General features: G+C 53.7%; 17 protein-coding genes. 9 read left to right on the plus strand and 8 right to left on the minus strand.

Annotation, left to right across the window (positions count from 1 at the left end):
- Positions 1 to 494: 494 nt before the first annotated feature.
- The gene (locus IRY30_RS09795) at positions 495 to 761 is read right to left on the minus strand and encodes a hypothetical protein (RefSeq protein WP_194557268.1); all 267 of its coding nucleotides are present in this window, start codon (positions 759 to 761) and stop codon (positions 495 to 497) included.
- A 3-nt stretch (positions 762 to 764) separates the two neighbouring features.
- Entirely contained in the window at positions 765 to 1,061 is a 297-nt protein-coding gene (locus IRY30_RS09800; protein ID WP_194557269.1) for a hypothetical protein, read from the minus strand.
- Positions 1,062 to 1,371: 310 nt separating this feature from the next.
- Between IRY30_RS09800 and IRY30_RS09805 the strand changes: the two genes are divergently transcribed.
- Positions 1,372 to 1,950: a ParA family protein gene (locus IRY30_RS09805; RefSeq protein ID WP_194557270.1), complete on the plus strand. Its 579-nt coding sequence runs from the start codon at positions 1,372 to 1,374 to the stop codon at positions 1,948 to 1,950.
- A gap of 3 nt (positions 1,951 to 1,953) precedes the next feature.
- Positions 1,954 to 2,178 carry a ribbon-helix-helix domain-containing protein gene (locus tag IRY30_RS09810; RefSeq protein WP_194557271.1) on the plus strand — a complete coding sequence of 75 codons (225 nt, stop codon included), beginning with the start codon at positions 1,954 to 1,956 and terminating at the stop codon, positions 2,176 to 2,178.
- A 54-nt stretch (positions 2,179 to 2,232) separates the two neighbouring features.
- On the opposite strand, the gene IRY30_RS09815 is transcribed toward IRY30_RS09810, so the two are convergent.
- From IRY30_RS09815 to IRY30_RS09830, 4 genes are all read right to left on the minus strand, one after another.
- On the minus strand, positions 2,233 to 2,556 hold the full coding sequence (locus IRY30_RS09815; RefSeq protein WP_194557272.1) for a hypothetical protein: 324 nt from the start codon (positions 2,554 to 2,556) through the stop codon (positions 2,233 to 2,235).
- Between the two features lie 476 nt (positions 2,557 to 3,032).
- Positions 3,033 to 3,551, minus strand: coding sequence for a hypothetical protein (locus tag IRY30_RS09820; RefSeq protein ID WP_194557273.1), 519 nt, complete (start codon positions 3,549 to 3,551; stop codon positions 3,033 to 3,035).
- Between the two features lie 1,057 nt (positions 3,552 to 4,608).
- On the minus strand, positions 4,609 to 5,196 hold the full coding sequence (locus IRY30_RS09825; RefSeq protein ID WP_194557274.1) for a hypothetical protein: 588 nt from the start codon (positions 5,194 to 5,196) through the stop codon (positions 4,609 to 4,611).
- A gap of 671 nt (positions 5,197 to 5,867) precedes the next feature.
- On the minus strand, positions 5,868 to 6,815 hold the full coding sequence (locus IRY30_RS09830; RefSeq protein ID WP_323741516.1) for a replication protein RepA: 948 nt from the start codon (positions 6,813 to 6,815) through the stop codon (positions 5,868 to 5,870).
- A 312-nt stretch (positions 6,816 to 7,127) separates the two neighbouring features.
- On the opposite strand from IRY30_RS09830, the gene IRY30_RS09835 reads away from it, so the two are divergent.
- From IRY30_RS09835 to IRY30_RS09845, 3 genes are read left to right on the plus strand one after another with little or no spacing between them, the layout of a single operon-like run.
- A complete protein-coding gene (locus IRY30_RS09835) occupies positions 7,128 to 7,853 on the plus strand; it encodes a nucleoside hydrolase (RefSeq protein WP_194557275.1) in 726 nt (241 codons plus the stop codon).
- A complete protein-coding gene (locus IRY30_RS09840; RefSeq protein WP_194557276.1) occupies positions 7,840 to 8,400 on the plus strand; it encodes a M48 family metalloprotease in 561 nt (186 codons plus the stop codon). The genes IRY30_RS09835 and IRY30_RS09840 overlap by 14 nt, the downstream gene beginning before the upstream one ends.
- Positions 8,381 to 9,385 (plus strand): hypothetical protein, encoded by a 1,005-nt coding sequence (locus tag IRY30_RS09845; protein ID WP_194557277.1) that lies wholly within the window; start codon positions 8,381 to 8,383, stop codon positions 9,383 to 9,385. Before IRY30_RS09840 ends, IRY30_RS09845 begins: the two co-directional genes overlap by 20 nt.
- On the opposite strand, the gene IRY30_RS09850 is transcribed toward IRY30_RS09845, so the two are convergent.
- Both IRY30_RS09850 and IRY30_RS09855 read right to left on the minus strand, forming a co-directional pair.
- The gene (locus tag IRY30_RS09850) at positions 9,357 to 9,641 is read right to left on the minus strand and encodes a hypothetical protein (protein ID WP_194557278.1); all 285 of its coding nucleotides are present in this window, start codon (positions 9,639 to 9,641) and stop codon (positions 9,357 to 9,359) included. The two genes, IRY30_RS09845 and IRY30_RS09850, sit on opposite strands and share 29 nt — an antisense overlap.
- On the minus strand, positions 9,638 to 10,264 hold the full coding sequence (locus IRY30_RS09855) for a helix-turn-helix domain-containing protein (RefSeq protein WP_194557279.1): 627 nt from the start codon (positions 10,262 to 10,264) through the stop codon (positions 9,638 to 9,640). The genes IRY30_RS09850 and IRY30_RS09855 overlap by 4 nt, the downstream gene beginning before the upstream one ends.
- A 221-nt stretch (positions 10,265 to 10,485) precedes the next feature.
- Here IRY30_RS09855 and IRY30_RS09860 point away from each other — a divergent pair, with 221 nt between their 5' ends.
- From IRY30_RS09860 to IRY30_RS09875, 4 genes are all read left to right on the plus strand, one after another.
- A complete protein-coding gene (locus tag IRY30_RS09860; RefSeq protein WP_194557280.1) occupies positions 10,486 to 11,358 on the plus strand; it encodes a hypothetical protein in 873 nt (290 codons plus the stop codon).
- Between the two features lie 30 nt (positions 11,359 to 11,388).
- Complete coding sequence (locus IRY30_RS09865) at positions 11,389 to 12,375, plus strand: hypothetical protein (protein ID WP_194557281.1); 987 nt, start codon at positions 11,389 to 11,391, stop codon at positions 12,373 to 12,375.
- Between the two features lie 2 nt (positions 12,376 to 12,377).
- Positions 12,378 to 14,210: a cutinase family protein gene (locus IRY30_RS09870; RefSeq protein WP_194557282.1), complete on the plus strand. Its 1,833-nt coding sequence runs from the start codon at positions 12,378 to 12,380 to the stop codon at positions 14,208 to 14,210.
- 224 nt (positions 14,211 to 14,434) lie between these two features.
- On the plus strand, positions 14,435 to 14,941 hold the full coding sequence (locus IRY30_RS09875; protein ID WP_194557283.1) for a hypothetical protein: 507 nt from the start codon (positions 14,435 to 14,437) through the stop codon (positions 14,939 to 14,941).
- Positions 14,942 to 14,950 lie beyond the last annotated feature (9 nt).

The following is a 14,950-nucleotide window of genomic DNA, read 5'->3' on the forward strand; positions in this document are numbered from 1 at the left end:
GTAGTGAATCGGTGACCCGTCTGCCACCTGCCTTACCTCCTCGTTTTTCGCCCGAGAAGGCACGAAGTGCCGATTAGTGAGCGACGCGAAGTGCCAGTCCTGGAACCGGAGAAAGGAGAACAAGTTTTCCCACGAAATAAGCCCCACCACAGGTGGGGCGCGTGGGACAAAGTTTTCGGGATGAATCCGGCGAACCGCAGGTGAGCAGGACTTGCGCGTAGCGGCGCGAACGTACAATTGCCGAAGGCTTCTCGGGTCGAAAAACGAGAAAACACACCCCGTACACGGGGTGTGCACCAGTATCAGCACGCGGCGGAACGCCGCGGGATGATTCCTTCTCGAGCCCGCTTTGAGAGCCCGGCCCCCGGCCGGGCTGCGGGCGCACAACACAGCGAGTGCGTCAGCACTCACCCTAAATACCGCAAGCGGTAGAACAGTATCGCGGTACATACCGCGATGCCTTGCCACCGGCGAGGGATCTCGCCGGTGGCATGCTAAAAGTTCAGGTCGAGGCCGTTAATCTCTCGAATGACTACATGGCCGCTGGCATCTTCATATTCCCCGTGTCGAATCAGCGCGGTTTCAACGGCCGCTTGAGTTGCGGCACGTTCATAAATCTCGTGGGCATCGAGGTCGTCAACGTCGGTAGCTCGCGGGCCGTAGCCTTGGATCTGCGCGGCCATGTGGACGCGCCACGCGGCATCTTCGAGACCGGTGTCGAGGATCTGATCAAGCTGTGCAGCAATATCTGTGGTCTTCATTGGTTAGTCCTCATGTTCGTCTAGGATGCTAAGGGTTTTATGGAGCAGTTCTTGCGTCTGCCTGAGCTGGGTGATCTGTGCTGTGGTGAGTTCGACGGTGTCATCAGATTCTCCAGTCTGGAGAGTAAGCGTCTCCCCCTTGTTGTATGCGTCAAGCCATCGCGCGACCAGATCTCCAAGAATGCTCGACATGGAACGATCCACATCGACAGATGCTTTCCTGAACTTCCGCTGCATATCGCGGTCAAGGTAGACGGTGACAGCTTTGAGCTCCGATGAGGAGTTATCGGTTCCGGTCATGTGGCTCGATTCCTTACGTCGACGAGTCTGATAGTCAATCGAACCCGAGAGTACCTCGAGTGCCATTAGTATGGCAATGCATTACCGTCATACTGGCACAAGTGTAGTTTTAAGATTTTTGACAACTGCACCCCTGAGCGCCTTTCAGTTCATCTGAAACTTTTCGGCGGTAAATACCGTGAGCAGTAACTCGGTAAATACCGTGTTACGGTTGTACCGCGTGCGGTATTGCGGTATTGTAAGATGAAGGTATTGCGGTATCTACCAATATGCCGAAATAGGGATTCACCAATTCACTGGAGGAATATTCATGAAAATCGTTATCGCCAATACGAAAGGGGGCTGTGGCAAGACAGTATCGGCCATGTTCCTTTCGATGGCCGCGGCCAAGGAAGGACGCTCTGTCGAACTTTGGGATGCAGACAGTCAGGGCTCAGCCACCGAGTGGGCCGAGATGGCCGCAGAGGATGGCGAATCGCTGCCGTTTAAAGTTCTTCCCGTCAATGCGATCACTGTCGGAAAGGTCGGGCGTGCGGATGTAACGATCGTAGATACGCCTCCTGGGGATGCTCAAGTCATCCAAAAAGCGATTGACTCCGCGGATTTGGTCATAATCCCCGCAGCTCCTTCATCGCTGGATCTTCAGCGCGCATGGCAGACCGTAGCGGCCGCGTCACATCGCCCGGCCGCAGTGTTGATCACCTCAGCTGAGAAAAATACTGTTTTGCTGCGTGACACTCTGGCCGTCTTCGATGACAACGATGAGGCCGATCGCTTCTCGACGGTCATCACGAAGCAGCAAGAGATCCGAAAAGCACAAGGGCGCTGCCCTCAGCACCTCTTCGGTTACGAGGAATTGTTCGCCGAGATCACAGAAAGAATGGAATAGACAATGAGCTCGACCAATAAAAACAAGCTTGGGCCTCGGGCAACGCGACCCGTGAAGTCTGTCCAGGACACGTTCCGGCCAGCTGAAGCTACTCCCGCAGTGAAGACGTCTCTTACACTTAATGCTGACCTTTACAAGCAGCTGAAGGTCTACGCGGCGGCTAATAGCCTGCCACTCAACAAGCTGGTTGATGAGGCCATTGGTGATCTACTGAAGAAACGTCAGTAAATACCGCGAACGGTATCGCGGTAGTTAGGGCATTACCGTAATACAGTTTTACCTCTAGGATTCACAGTTCGTGTCTCGGTCTTGCTCAGCAGGCAATACCCGGATCAACGTGAGGTCATGCTGGCGCTGCTCAATCTCTGAATCCGTCAGATATGCTTCAGCGGTTCCAGGGTGCCTTTCCAGCGAGGCCTGCTTGCGAAGGTGTCGCTTCCTGCGCTCACTGACGGGAATCGGCAACGTGGGGAAGGGATCTTTGTACTGCACCATCCATTGGCCTGCGCGCGTTGCTGGCCCGCGGCCTTGATCTTCATGGGTGAGAACGTAACGTTCATAGCTTTCAACGATGCGCGAGATGATGCGATCACGTGAGTAATTCATGTGTTCAGCTAGAGCGTCAATGGTCTCCAATTGATGTTCTGGCAAGCGGAGAGTGATGGTTACATAACGGATAAATCGGGGGGTTGGTTCGTCTGGTAACCCGGCCTGAGTTGTCATCATTTTCCTTTTCTGGGAGGTGATGCTGCTGAGAAATCTACATCGCCACCCAGGGCAAAAACCCCAATTAATGGCGTCGCCACCCCCACCGTTTCCGCAGTTCAAGCACACACGCACACGAAAAGTAGGGGAATATTCAAGCTCGTTGGGAGCCTGAGAACTTAAGCCAGAGACAAAAATGGTCTCGCAGGGGGAGTTCTTGCACGCGCCGCAGAAGCGGCCTTAAAAATGTCCCGGCACTACCCCCGAAATCTCGAATGGACAGACCGTATGCGCTGAGAAGAAGGGGAGTGCGTTCAGGAGAGTATGAGAGCTTGTTGCTCAAAAAGCGTTTGGCACTGGAGTCACCAGCGCACTTTTCACGGCTTCGGGTGCATCTGATCATCTGGAAGTGGGTATACCTCAATACCGAGTCGCCGGGCGATCGTGTAGGGGTCACCAGCCCAGGAAGTCAGTTCTGGAACAAGATCAGGGCGGATGAGATGTGCGAGATACTGTTGATGCGCAGCTAGGGCAATCCAATGCCCCACAGTTCCTGCCAAGGCCCATGCTTGTTGCTCAGAGCTGACGTGATCCAACATCGTGGCAGCATCGTCGTCATGCACGATGTCAGAGTATAAAACGCGGTCAGCGATCTCGACGTCACTGGTCGAATCGAGTAGAACCCCGCTGAGATCCCTTTTGAAGACCTGCATGAACATCCGGCCTTGTGAGGCTACCTTCCAGAGTTGGGGTATCTGCTGCACAAGGGTGCGCTGGTTGTCCGTGTGGGCGAACTGAAGAAGAGCTTCGGTGATTTTGTCGTAGTAAATAGCCTCGCGTTTGAGCTGGAGTGGCCTGAGAAGAGCTGCGAGGTGTTCCACTTTCTCTTGATCCAAATCCGGGTACCTCATCTCGGCTCCGAGTTGTTGCTTTGTCTTTTTATCAACCTGGACTGTGACATGGAATTTCGTCCCGAGCTCCACAATGCAATCGTCTTGAGCTAGTGACGTGCTCAGAGCTTTGATAGCACGGTGATTGAATCGTTCTAGTCGCCGTTCGTGCCCTTCGGGCGTAGAGGGCAGTGGGGGAGGTGTGCGTCCTGACATGCCCAGATCGTACAACGGGCAGGAACAGGAAAAGTCGGCTATGAAGCACCTCGGCGGCCGATCCTCTTTTGCGGTATCGCGGTATATCAGTACATACCGTGATACCGTTCTAGGGTTTTAGGGTTTTAGGGTTGAGCGGGAAGGATTCCATCTGCTCGCGCGAGGAGAAGGCACCGTATGTGTGGGATAAGGCCGGATTACATGAGGTTATCCACAGGCGCAGATCTATCTATGCGCTGATTGACCTGCGGTGATAGAGAATATGCGGGGTATTAAGGTCGATTTGTCATCACCGTTTGATTGTGTGATCAGTAGGGGTATCGCAGGTTAGTAAGATGATTCATTGGCGCAGGATTTTCCTGCCCTCCTCGACGCTGGCGTGGCCTGAAGTGCGCTCGCGCGTCCGACGTGGTCACCTCAGCTCTATCGAGGAACCTCGGGACAAGCAGAAAGGAGGGGGCAGCATGAAAGTGCTAAAAAACCCGCCCGGTGATAAGAAAAACGCCGCCTGGACGATGACGCTAATCAGGTTCTCAGGCGACGCTTTACGCTTCATCGCCGCAGTCCTTAACGTGTCTAGCGACTAGCTAAGGACAAGGGCGTACTGTGTGCGCTCGACAGCCACGGGCATTAACGGTGCCTGCGGCTGTTCTTCTTTTTGGAGACACCGTCACTGATGGTCATGGTGGCGGTAGTTCCGTCTCTGAGTCTAGATGTCTCAATAATGGCTGGCAATATTTCACCGGTATAGGCGCCCAGGGAACGAAGATGACCGGGGGACCTGCCCTGCATCCATCGGGGGAGCTGTGGATGCAGGTGTCCAGGATCAGGCAGTGTGGGACTGTACTTAGCCCCACAGATCGTCGACGGTTGACTGATTATCTTCAGCCTTGGCTTGCGCTTGAGCCGATTGGGCCGTACCGAGTTGTTCCAGAGCCTCAGCGACTGTTTTCAGGTCTTCTACTGCACAGAGAGATTGCGGTGACAGTAATGGAATTCCTGCTCGGTATGAAGGAATTTGACCTTTATAGCCATAGCGAACAAAAACAGCTTCAACCTGATCAATTGGCGACCCTTGGATGTAGTTAACAAGAGCATTTTGAATTTCTAACGAGCTTACTCCCCAGAACCTCGACTGGGCTAAGAGTTTCTCGTCGGGCCACTCGATGTTGTCTTCTCCGTTGCGGATTTGCGTGGCGAGTTTTTCTGCACGTTCCGCTAGATCTTTGCGGAAGTTTTCGACCCCGTCTTTTCCCAAATTACGTGTGACATCAGGATGTTTGTGGGCGATCTCTTTTGCTCTCTGGTCAACCACGGCAGGAATTTTGTCTGCAATGATGCTCAGGGCTTCTCTCTTGGACTGTGTGAGATGAGCTTCTGCTCTGACTACTGCTTCGTTTGCGTGTTCAAGGGCTTGTTGGGTTTGTTCACTCATAGATCAAACAATACGACGTATTCGGCTCCGAGAGGCTCTGTGCTGCTGCGTGACGCTATGCCTCGTGCGACTCGAGGCATAGTTCCAAGCTCCACGAACATCACCTGGAGAGGCGTTACTACATGATGACTAGATTCGCCTTTCTCATCTCTGCTTCTTTTTGGCGGAGATTTCGGTAACTGTGCGTGTTTGTTGGGGGGGGGGGCAGCAGTGTGTGGGCAAGTGAATCTTTGATTCACGCGCCAGCCCAACTGAGCAAAGCGAGGGCGGGAGTTTTACTGTGGATCGCTCCTTGGGGCTTGTTCGGTGCTCAAAGAGTGCCAGCCCTTTATTGTCATATTGGCTTATTGTTATAAGCCACCTGGCGTTTTAGTGATAACCGCAGGTCAAACCCTGTGGATAAGTGCTCCCGTGATGGTAAATATGCGCAACCGTGATGGTAAATATGCGCAACCGTGATGGTAAATATGCGCAACCGTGATGGTAAATATGCGCACGGCGAAAATGCCATGATGGTAAATATGCGCAGTCTAACCTGCGGAAATAAAAAAGTGATGTTTTTGAGGAAGTTATCCACAGGTGCCGTGATGGTAAATCTGCGCAGGTCTGACCTGCGGAAATGCAAAAGCGACCCGACGGTAGCACCGGGCCGCTAGGAGTTGAAACTGGTTTTAGGGAAGCTTTGGCTTGGCTGTCTTCATAGAAATTGACGGTGCACCCTTGTAGATCGTGACGCCTGATTTGGTGTCTGTGGTGACCCCTATGCCGGGCCAGAGAGACTGGATGACCTTTAAACAACCGTTGAACTCGTTACGGAAGTTTCTGCGTTGTACCGAATCGGTGAGCTTTGATGTAGAGAACTGGTGTTCCATCTCATTCCAAGAGAAGGTATAGCTTGGCAGATTACGATAGTGCAGCCAGGCTTTCTTCAGAGTGATCCAGACGTAAATGTCCATCGCCCGCGGCTTGCCTAGTTGCTGTAAAACATTCAGGTCGATGGGGATGGGGGACTGACAAATGATTTCAAAGAAACGCGGCGTGAGTTGAATGTAGCTTTCCTCAAGTGTTGTTTGATCGGGGTTTCCAGAATCGAACCACAGCTGCCATGCTTCCGCGATGGATTGGTTGACTCCCTGGTGGAGCGTTTTTGTTCCTCGCTCCATCCGGCTTTGTACTGTGATTGTTGAGGAGGCTAGACGTACTAATTGCTCGCGTATTCGTGTGATCGTCCCATTGCTTCCACCGGTACCACGTGTTGCAGATCCGATGCTTCGGAAGAATTCATTGAGTGACTCCCCGAGAGGTATTCGCCGAGCCTCCTCTTCGGTGAACAATCCCTTTTCGACTTGTTTAGCGCGCTGTACTGCAACGGTGATGATGTAGGCCATGATGAGGCGTGGATACTTCCCATAGGGCAGACCATTGGGAGAAGTGATGATGACCTCGTTGCTTCCCTGCGTTATTGATCTACGGTAGTCATCAGTGTTGCGGTAGGGGAAGAGTGCCTGGACAAAAACTCGGTTGGTGTATCCCACATTCTGCGGATCGTCGTCAGGGGGGGAAGGAAGGTTTATGGTCATGGCGTGCTCCGTGTCCGCGATCTTGCGGGGATGCTGCACTACGTCCTCATGTCGGATATAGTAGGCATCACAAGCGAAATCGCTGTTGTTGATGAAACCCTCCGCTAGAGTTGGCGCTCTATGATGCGGGGGTTTTCCCTATCCTTATAGGGATTGTGTGTACCCCAGACTCGAACAAGGGTGTATGCCATTTACACGCTGTGGAGAATCATTTAAACAGGCCTGTCTGCATCTTCTTCCTTGCGACGCGCACTGTTCAGAATCTACCAAATACTATCACATAGTATGGCATGTAGGATCATATTGGAATGATTATTCTGAATTGGGTGCGAGATGATGAGGCGTAGAACAATGGTAGATGGGCCATCAATAACGATTGTCGATACTGATGGGGGAGTCGATGATGTCCTCGCTGTGCGGGTCGCCAAGGCATTGACGAATGATTCTTTGCTGGTAACGACGGTAGGGGGCAACGTCAGTGCAGAACAGGCAGCTCAAACAGTTAGGTTCATGACTGATGTACCTGTTCACGTGGGATTAAACCCGCCGGATTGGGAACCGGAGGCCCGTCACGGAGCCGACGGTGTACATGGCGCATGGGACGGCGTCTACCGTCCTCCGGAACCTGGAGATGCGGTGAATCTGATCTCCAAAGCGTTGGTCATGCCATCTTCGAGAATTATTTGCCTTGGGCCACTGACGAATCTAGCTGCTGCGCTGAGGGGTATTGGGGGGTCGAGTTTTGTTCAAACTTCTCAAGTTTTTGCCCTGGGAGGCACCAAAGGGGCTCCCACGGGCTTGCGGGATACTAACCGAAATGCGGATACCTCAGCTAGTGCTGAATGCTCAGAAATTGTGTCATGGGTTTCGATGCGTGATGCTGCCGAGTGCTCAGCCGTCGATGTGGCTCAAATGAAAGATAGTGCCGATTACTCTTGGATCGAACCCTTTGCGGTACGAACCGCTCAATCTTGGGGCTGGATAGACCGTTTCCCGGTCTATGATGTGGCTGTTGTTGCAAGAGCATTGAACTTCACTTCGGATCTTGACGAGCTGATTTATCATGCAGTGGCGTAAAAGAATTCATCTCGTGATGTTGGCAAGATCCGTCGCCCCTAAGAAGCGCAAGGGGTGGAGTATCGAAACCCTGATTCGTAACGTTCAGCGGGTGGTTGGTGAAGAGATCGACGTAGTCTTTGTCGAACCGTCTGCGGTCTCTGGAGTCTGCGGCTCACGAGCTCATATCGGGGAATATAACCGCCTTTGCGTTCCTGGCCCACAGTGCGGTGCAGGTTATGGCTTATCGCAGGAACTTGTACTTGTCCACGAGTTGGCGCACGTTCTCTGCGCCCATCGGGCATTGAATCAGCACAATGCGAGTCAGCTTGCTGAGCAAATAGAAGATCTTTGGCCGGGGTTGAATGCGGGATTTGTTCATCAGTTTGTTGATGATAAACAGGCCATGAAAGATGAACAAGAGGCCGAGTTTTTGTCTGCGGTGATTCTTCGTACTGCTGGTTTTGATAGCGCTGTAGGATCGCTGCTCATTGAGCGGAGATCTCACCGCAGCTATCGGTTGACAACGCTTTTTGGGGGGAGGGTTCGTGCCGACAATCATCGCTGAACCACTGCACCTAAGCGTTTTAGCTCTATGCGCGATCGCGACCGCTGGGATTTGGCTACGCGCTTATCTCCGCTATCAGAAGTTTCTGACGCTATCTCTCATTGCTGTATTGGTTGCCGAGACGATGAAGAGCACCATAGTGACTGGCTGGATGGCCGACATCGGAATGCATCTTGTGTGGCGCGCCCTGGTACAGACAGTATGTTTGCTAGGTCTTGCTTTTTTGGCTGAGTCGATTCGAGCCAGCATTTGGGGGGTGCTATGGAGGCCACGCAGGCTATATCTCCGGGTGTTTTTGGTTGGTGCGGTGGGGGTTGTGTTGATGGTTATTTCTTTGCTGATAAGCCCTGCTGTGTTGAGGATTGAGAATGCGGGGGGTGTTCAGCCCGCATTGTTTTTAGCGCTATTCAGCGGATCTACCATCTTGCTTTGTGCCCAGGGTTTATTTCACATTTTGATGAACCGGCGTGAATCCTCATTGTCGCTATGGTTTATCCAGACTATTATTGTGGCATTTGCGTTAGACTCCGTATCTTTGTTGCTTTCATTCTGGCTGCATGGAGGAACTGAAGGACGAGATGATGGAGGTGTGCTTTGGTTTTGTTGCATCACTGCGACGCTGATCACCTCTGTGGCAGCTCACGGATGGGGAAAGAACCTGCAATCGCATGATGACGAACGCAAAGTGGTAGAGCTGTGGCGAGTTCTATACGAGCGCCGTGGCCAAGGTGATCCCATGGATGTCTTGGAGCAGCGCGAATGGGGAGGAGTTGATTTCACTTGGATCGTTATTGTGAGAGAGACCGCAGACTTTCTTGCAGAAGAGTCAAGAAAAGTCAGTAGAAAAAATCAGAATTCCGCGTCTCTAGTAAGAAGTATTGTCTCAGTAAGTCCTAGCGCAGAAGCTATTAGTGAACCCCGGATTATCAATGGATGGGATGAGCTCGTAGTGATCGCTAACGGTCTTCCTGAAGAATTTCTGTGATCGTTTGCTGGATGATTGTATGTGACCCGTCTCCGCGGAAAGTAAAGACAGCTGACCCCTCCTTCATCTGTTGGCACATGAGAATAACCTGCCACACTCGAGAATTTGGCGCGATGAGTTCTTCAGGTTTGATATTCATCTGAGCGCAGGAACGCCTGCATTCTTCAATTGTGCTCAGTTCAGGTAGAGAATCTGCGGGAAAGTAGATGCTTGCTGCCGCGCGGGTGCGTTCAATGAGGAGGGTGTTCGTGTTCATCGTAGGCTCCGAAGGCTTTGAGAGGTTGCTTGCCGATACCGAGCAACGGTGTCATCGTTGAGCTGATCATCGGGTATGAGTCCAAGTCTCCACCTACGGTAGAGCTGGTCGTCATAATCAGGCGATTCGGGAGGAACCAACGGCTGGTTGGACACGATATTTGTCAGGAATCGTAAAGCCACTGGATCGCCTGATTCGATCGTGGTATCTATCCACCGGCCCAGCAAGGTGTTGGTGATAGAGGTGATTCTGTCCGTGAAAGTTGAGGCAGTGAAATCAGCGGTGTGCTGATGATGTTGAGCTAGCAGAGAATTCCATGTCATGAGCTCAACAATCTCATCTTCTCGGATTGTCAGTGCCGGTCTTTCAGTGCCGGGGCTCTCATCGAATGTTTTTGAATCTCGAAAGAGCTTCTGTGTAGTGCCTTCCTCCCATTCGAGGATGCGATCAAGAGCGTGCATCGTCCTGCGATGCGGATTAATCACTTTGTCGTTCTCTAGTCGATTGAGCGAGGACACACTAGGTCCGTCAAGTGCTGCGACGTCTTCTATCGACAGTCCAAGTTCGTGTCTGCGGTCACGGAGTGCGTGGCCGAACGAGGGGCGAGAAGACTGATGAGACATAGCCACCAGCCTAGACAACAGTGCAAATAAACCGCGAATGCGGCACGGGTTCCAAAAATAGTGGGAAATTCTGCCATGTGAGGCCATCTGAAATTATAAATAGATCAACTAAGATGACCTTAAAATGATCGATACACGGTAGACAATGGGGGTCTGATGGTCATATAATGACATGGTTGTTACTTCACTACGATCTGAGAAGGTTTAAAATGAGCCGGAAAATGACCCCCATATTGATGGCCGCGTCGGCAGCAGGTTTGCTGTCGGGCGGCTTTGTCTTTGCTGCTCCTGCGGTAGCAGCTGAAGGTACTGTTGTGCAGCCTGGTACCGAAACTCCAACGACCAATACTCCTCCAACCACTACCGGGGGAGTGCAGCCTGGTACCGAAACTCCAGCGCCAGAAACGCCGGTGGAAACTCCGCAACCAGGTACTGAAACGCCTGCCCCAGAGCCGGAGATCGTGACTCCGCAGCCTGGCACCGAAACTCCGGTGGAAACGCCTGTTCCTGAGAACCCTCCTGTAGTCGAAACTCCAGCGGAGACCGTCCCCGTGACTCAAACTCCGGTGGAGGAACCTACCCCGGTAGCTCCATCTCCTGTAACGGAGACACCTTCTGCTGCGGACGTGACTCCAGCAGAACAAAGCCCAGTGGTTGCCGAACCAGCCGCAGAGCCTGTTGCAGTAGTGCCAGCGGAACCTGTTGTGGTGGAGCCACCTAAGCCAGTGATTCTTTCCGAGGGAAATGCCGAGATCACCGGCCCCGATGTAAGCGGCACAGCGACCTACATCACCGTGCCGTTCAAGACCACGGTGAACGCAAGCGTGGAGACCACCGCTGGAACCTTTGAAGCAGCTGAGGTCACCGTAGGTACTTATGACCTGGATGCTGGCACTATCGACTACTCCATCGACGGAAAAGACAACACTTTGACTGTTGCTGAGCCGGTTGCTGCCGCTATCCGTGCTGCTGATCAGGCAATTCCATCCGAGACGGCTGAGCTAGCTCGTGAAGCTACAGCCGAGGGCGATTACAGCACGAGCGCGGGGCAGTGGAGCGCATCTTCTGTCTGGGGCGCGCCAACTAACGCATAGCCGGCCTGTGCTGACGATGAGGAGAGAATAATGACAAAAGAGCATGATGACAGCGGGCAGGATCTCATTGCGTGGTTAGAAGGAATCGATGGCGACGATGAGAACTCCTCAGTTCGTGAAGACGAAACAACGCCCGTACCTGCCGAAGTCGCCTCATCGCCAGCAAGTGAGCCCGCTCATCGGCTGACCATCGTTGAAGCTCCAGACGACGAGCCCGAAGAGTATTCGGCGGATGACTCGGACGATGAGAGCGAAGACGATGAGGATGTCGTTGAAGCGTCCCCAGATGTCAACAGCTGGGAAGATCTATTCGCTGCAACAACACCAGTTGCAGCTCCGATCGAAAAGCCAAAGACTCCTCGACGGAGCAAGAAGTCCAAAGTGGTGTCCGAACCCGTTGCAAAACCGGTGAAGACCCGGACTGCTCGCACGGCTCCAAGCTGGCTTAAGCCAGCTGCGTGGGCAACGTCAGCAGTCTTGCTTACCGCCCTGGTTATCGGTGCCGTGGTGATGGGCCGTTCAATGATGGGGGAATACACCGAACCTGTTGCGGCCCCTGAAACTGTGCAGCTTGATAGTCATGCGGGCGAAACTCCACCGACCACCACTCGTGATCGCACTGCCGATAACCTCCCGAAAGATTCCGTCACCGTTGTCAGTGATGGATGCGACCTGGCCCCAGGCCAGGAGCGGATGCCTCTTTCGCAGAAAAATCTGCGGGCCGCTTTTATGAGTTTTCAGCAGGAGTATGCAGCGAGGAATTCTGAAGGGGTTAAGGCATTGATCTCGCCATCGAATAAAGCATGGCACGACCAAGACTGGAAGAAGATCTTGGATTCCCTGCCTGCTGACTACTCCTACTGCACCACGATGCCGGAAGCCTTCGGTACGACAGCTACGGCAACCACCCGCATTCATATGAATGGCTCAGATGCGGTCACGACTCAAAAAATCACCGGGCGGGCTGATACCGATGGCCGCTGGTTTATTCAAAAAATCGAATCGAACAAGGACTAATCATGCTACGTAGAACCGCTAACTGGGTTGTATCTACAACCACGGCTGTTCTCCTGACTGTGGCAGGCGTGGCACCTGTTGCTACCGCGCAGTCAGAAGAAACCTTGACCTCCACAGAAACCAGCAGCCCCGCAGAAGAGACTGAAGCATCAGCTACCTCTGCTGCATCTGAATCCTCCGAGGAAGTTTCCCCCAAGGATTCTGACGGTAAATGCGTTGACCTTTTCGCTCTGGGAGTACAAGGAACTGGACAAAGCGGGCTGACCACTCCTCGAGATATTGATGGAGGGTTCCTGGGCGAGGTGCTGGGCCAGGTGTTTGCCTCGGCCAGCTCGTCTGAGGACGTGAAGTCACGCTTTGCCCGCGAGTACATCCCCTATGACTCAGGATGGGGAGGCTTCGCGGAGCTGGGCACGATGAGCTACCGCGATAGCGTCGCAGGAGGAATCAAAGAGCTGGAGCGCCGCAGCCACGAAATTCTTGCTGAGTGCCCCAGTACGAAGTTGGTGCCAATCGGTTACTCCCAAGGTGCCGATGTCACAGATCATTTCTTCGAAAATGTGGGCAACGGCAGCTCATCTATTCCGGCAGAATCCATCGCCGCAGGATTCAATATGGGCGCACCTGCTCGGCGGGAAGCCCAGCCAATTGTTGAAGGTGGCCGCGTGTCTGTCGATTTTCCCGCAGATACGCCTTCGATTGATGCTCTGGAAGAAATCACTGCCCCTGTTCCAGATGGTGCCGGTTTGACGGCCACGGGTGATCATGTGACCAGTTATGGCGACCTTGACGGTCGCGTGGTGAGCTTTTGCGAGCATGGCGACTTGGTGTGCGATATGCCTGCTGATGCCCCGGCTGCTCGCGCATTGGCCAAATTGGCAACAAGCGTGACGATGAAGGGTAACCCGTTTCGTGCGCTTGATCAGCTCAGCGATGCTCTGATTATGTCTCCACTAGAGGCCACCAGCACGGCGGTGAATGAAGACGTGCAAGGTCAAACACTGGACTCGGTGAGTTTTACTCCATCCAAGTCGATCTCTCAGCGTCTTGAAGATGCCGCTGCGCGTGATCCCGAGGAATTCTCCGGCTCCTCCACGAGCAGCGCGGCAACTTCAAGTGAAGAACCTGCGGAGATCGCGGAAGAATCTGAACAGCCTGGGCTAGCAGCATCAGCTCCCGACAAATGGTCTGCCTCTGCGCGCAGCCAGCGCTCGTCGGAGACTACGGCCGCGGCCGTAACCGGATCTGGGCTGGCCAAGCCTCAAGAATCGCTGGCTAGTGCGGGTCAAGCTCTCGGCAAGCTCGGCCTCATTGGCGTTAATGCTCTAGTGGCTGTGGCGCGCAAGACGTTTACTCCAGACACGATCGCTCAGGTTGCCAGCGTTGGCTTGGTCAATCCGGCGGCGGCATTGCCAGTGCTGGGAGCCAAGGTTGCCGCATCGGCAACTGAGGTACTAGCGCCGGTAGGAGTCAAAGGCGCTTCTGCTGCATTTGAGGTGGCCCAGGCTGAGGTTGATTCCAACCAGGGGCTGATCCAGATGGCTACCGACGTCAATTACTGGTCACACTGGCAAAAGCACAGCTCCTACAACCACATCCCCGTGGATGCCTCAGGTGATTCCGCAATGGAATACATCCGCAAGTTCCTCGTCGCGGCAACTGAGGATGCCGGTCGTGAAGCTCAATCCGCTGAATCAGCATCAACAACGAGCTCAGAGACCGCAACGTCATCAAGCGCGACCGAGACCACGCGCGAAACCTCAACAAGCACACAGGTGGCTACGACGACTTCTTCCCGGCCGTCACGCGCATCTGAGACAACGACAGCTGGATAGACAGCACTTACCCGAAGTAGAGGACAACCATGACCGCAGTACCGCAGCTGAGCAACCGAGAAGCACGGAAGAACGATTCCGTGCGCTGGGTGGGCCCTGCCGGTGGCTACCCGCCACCACCCAAGCATCGCCGCTTTCCAGTGGCCTCCGAGGCTCTCGAGTTCGAAGGATCAACACCGCGTGTATGGGCAGTGTCCGCCCACGGTGGGGCAGGAGCGACCTCATTGGTCAGCCAGATTCCATTTCTTGGCGATGCAGGCCAACTCTTTCCCTCTGGGACAGTTGAAGGCGAGTCTGATCTGATCGTGATCTGCGCCGCAGAAACCGTCAGTGGCCTGTCGGCTGCTCATGATTTGTTGTTGCAGCACCGCAATGGACTCGCAGGAGATACCGAGCTTCTCGCGGTAGTGACGCGGCCAGCCCAGCCGGGATGGACAGGCAAGCGGACGCCCAAAGTGATCGCTGAACGCCTGGGGATCTTAGGCGATGAAAATCTGCCGGGCGAGATCATCCGCATTGAGTGGAATGAGCAGCTTGCGCTGACTACAGCCGAGCGACGCGAGTCGGTCAGTCCTCAAGACATCGCCGGATGGCTGGCCATGGATGAAAAAAGCCAGGCCAAAGCCATGCGCGTGAAAAATTCCCATGCAGCTCTGGGCATCCTGCCCGCAGCAGCAGAAATTCTGAATTTGGTACGGGAAACCTCCCGTGCCTCTCACTCGGGCGCATAACTCAGCGCC

It is taken from the genome of Corynebacterium suicordis DSM 45110 (assembly GCF_015351405.1).
GTDB lineage: Bacteria > Actinomycetota > Actinomycetes > Mycobacteriales > Mycobacteriaceae > Corynebacterium > Corynebacterium suicordis.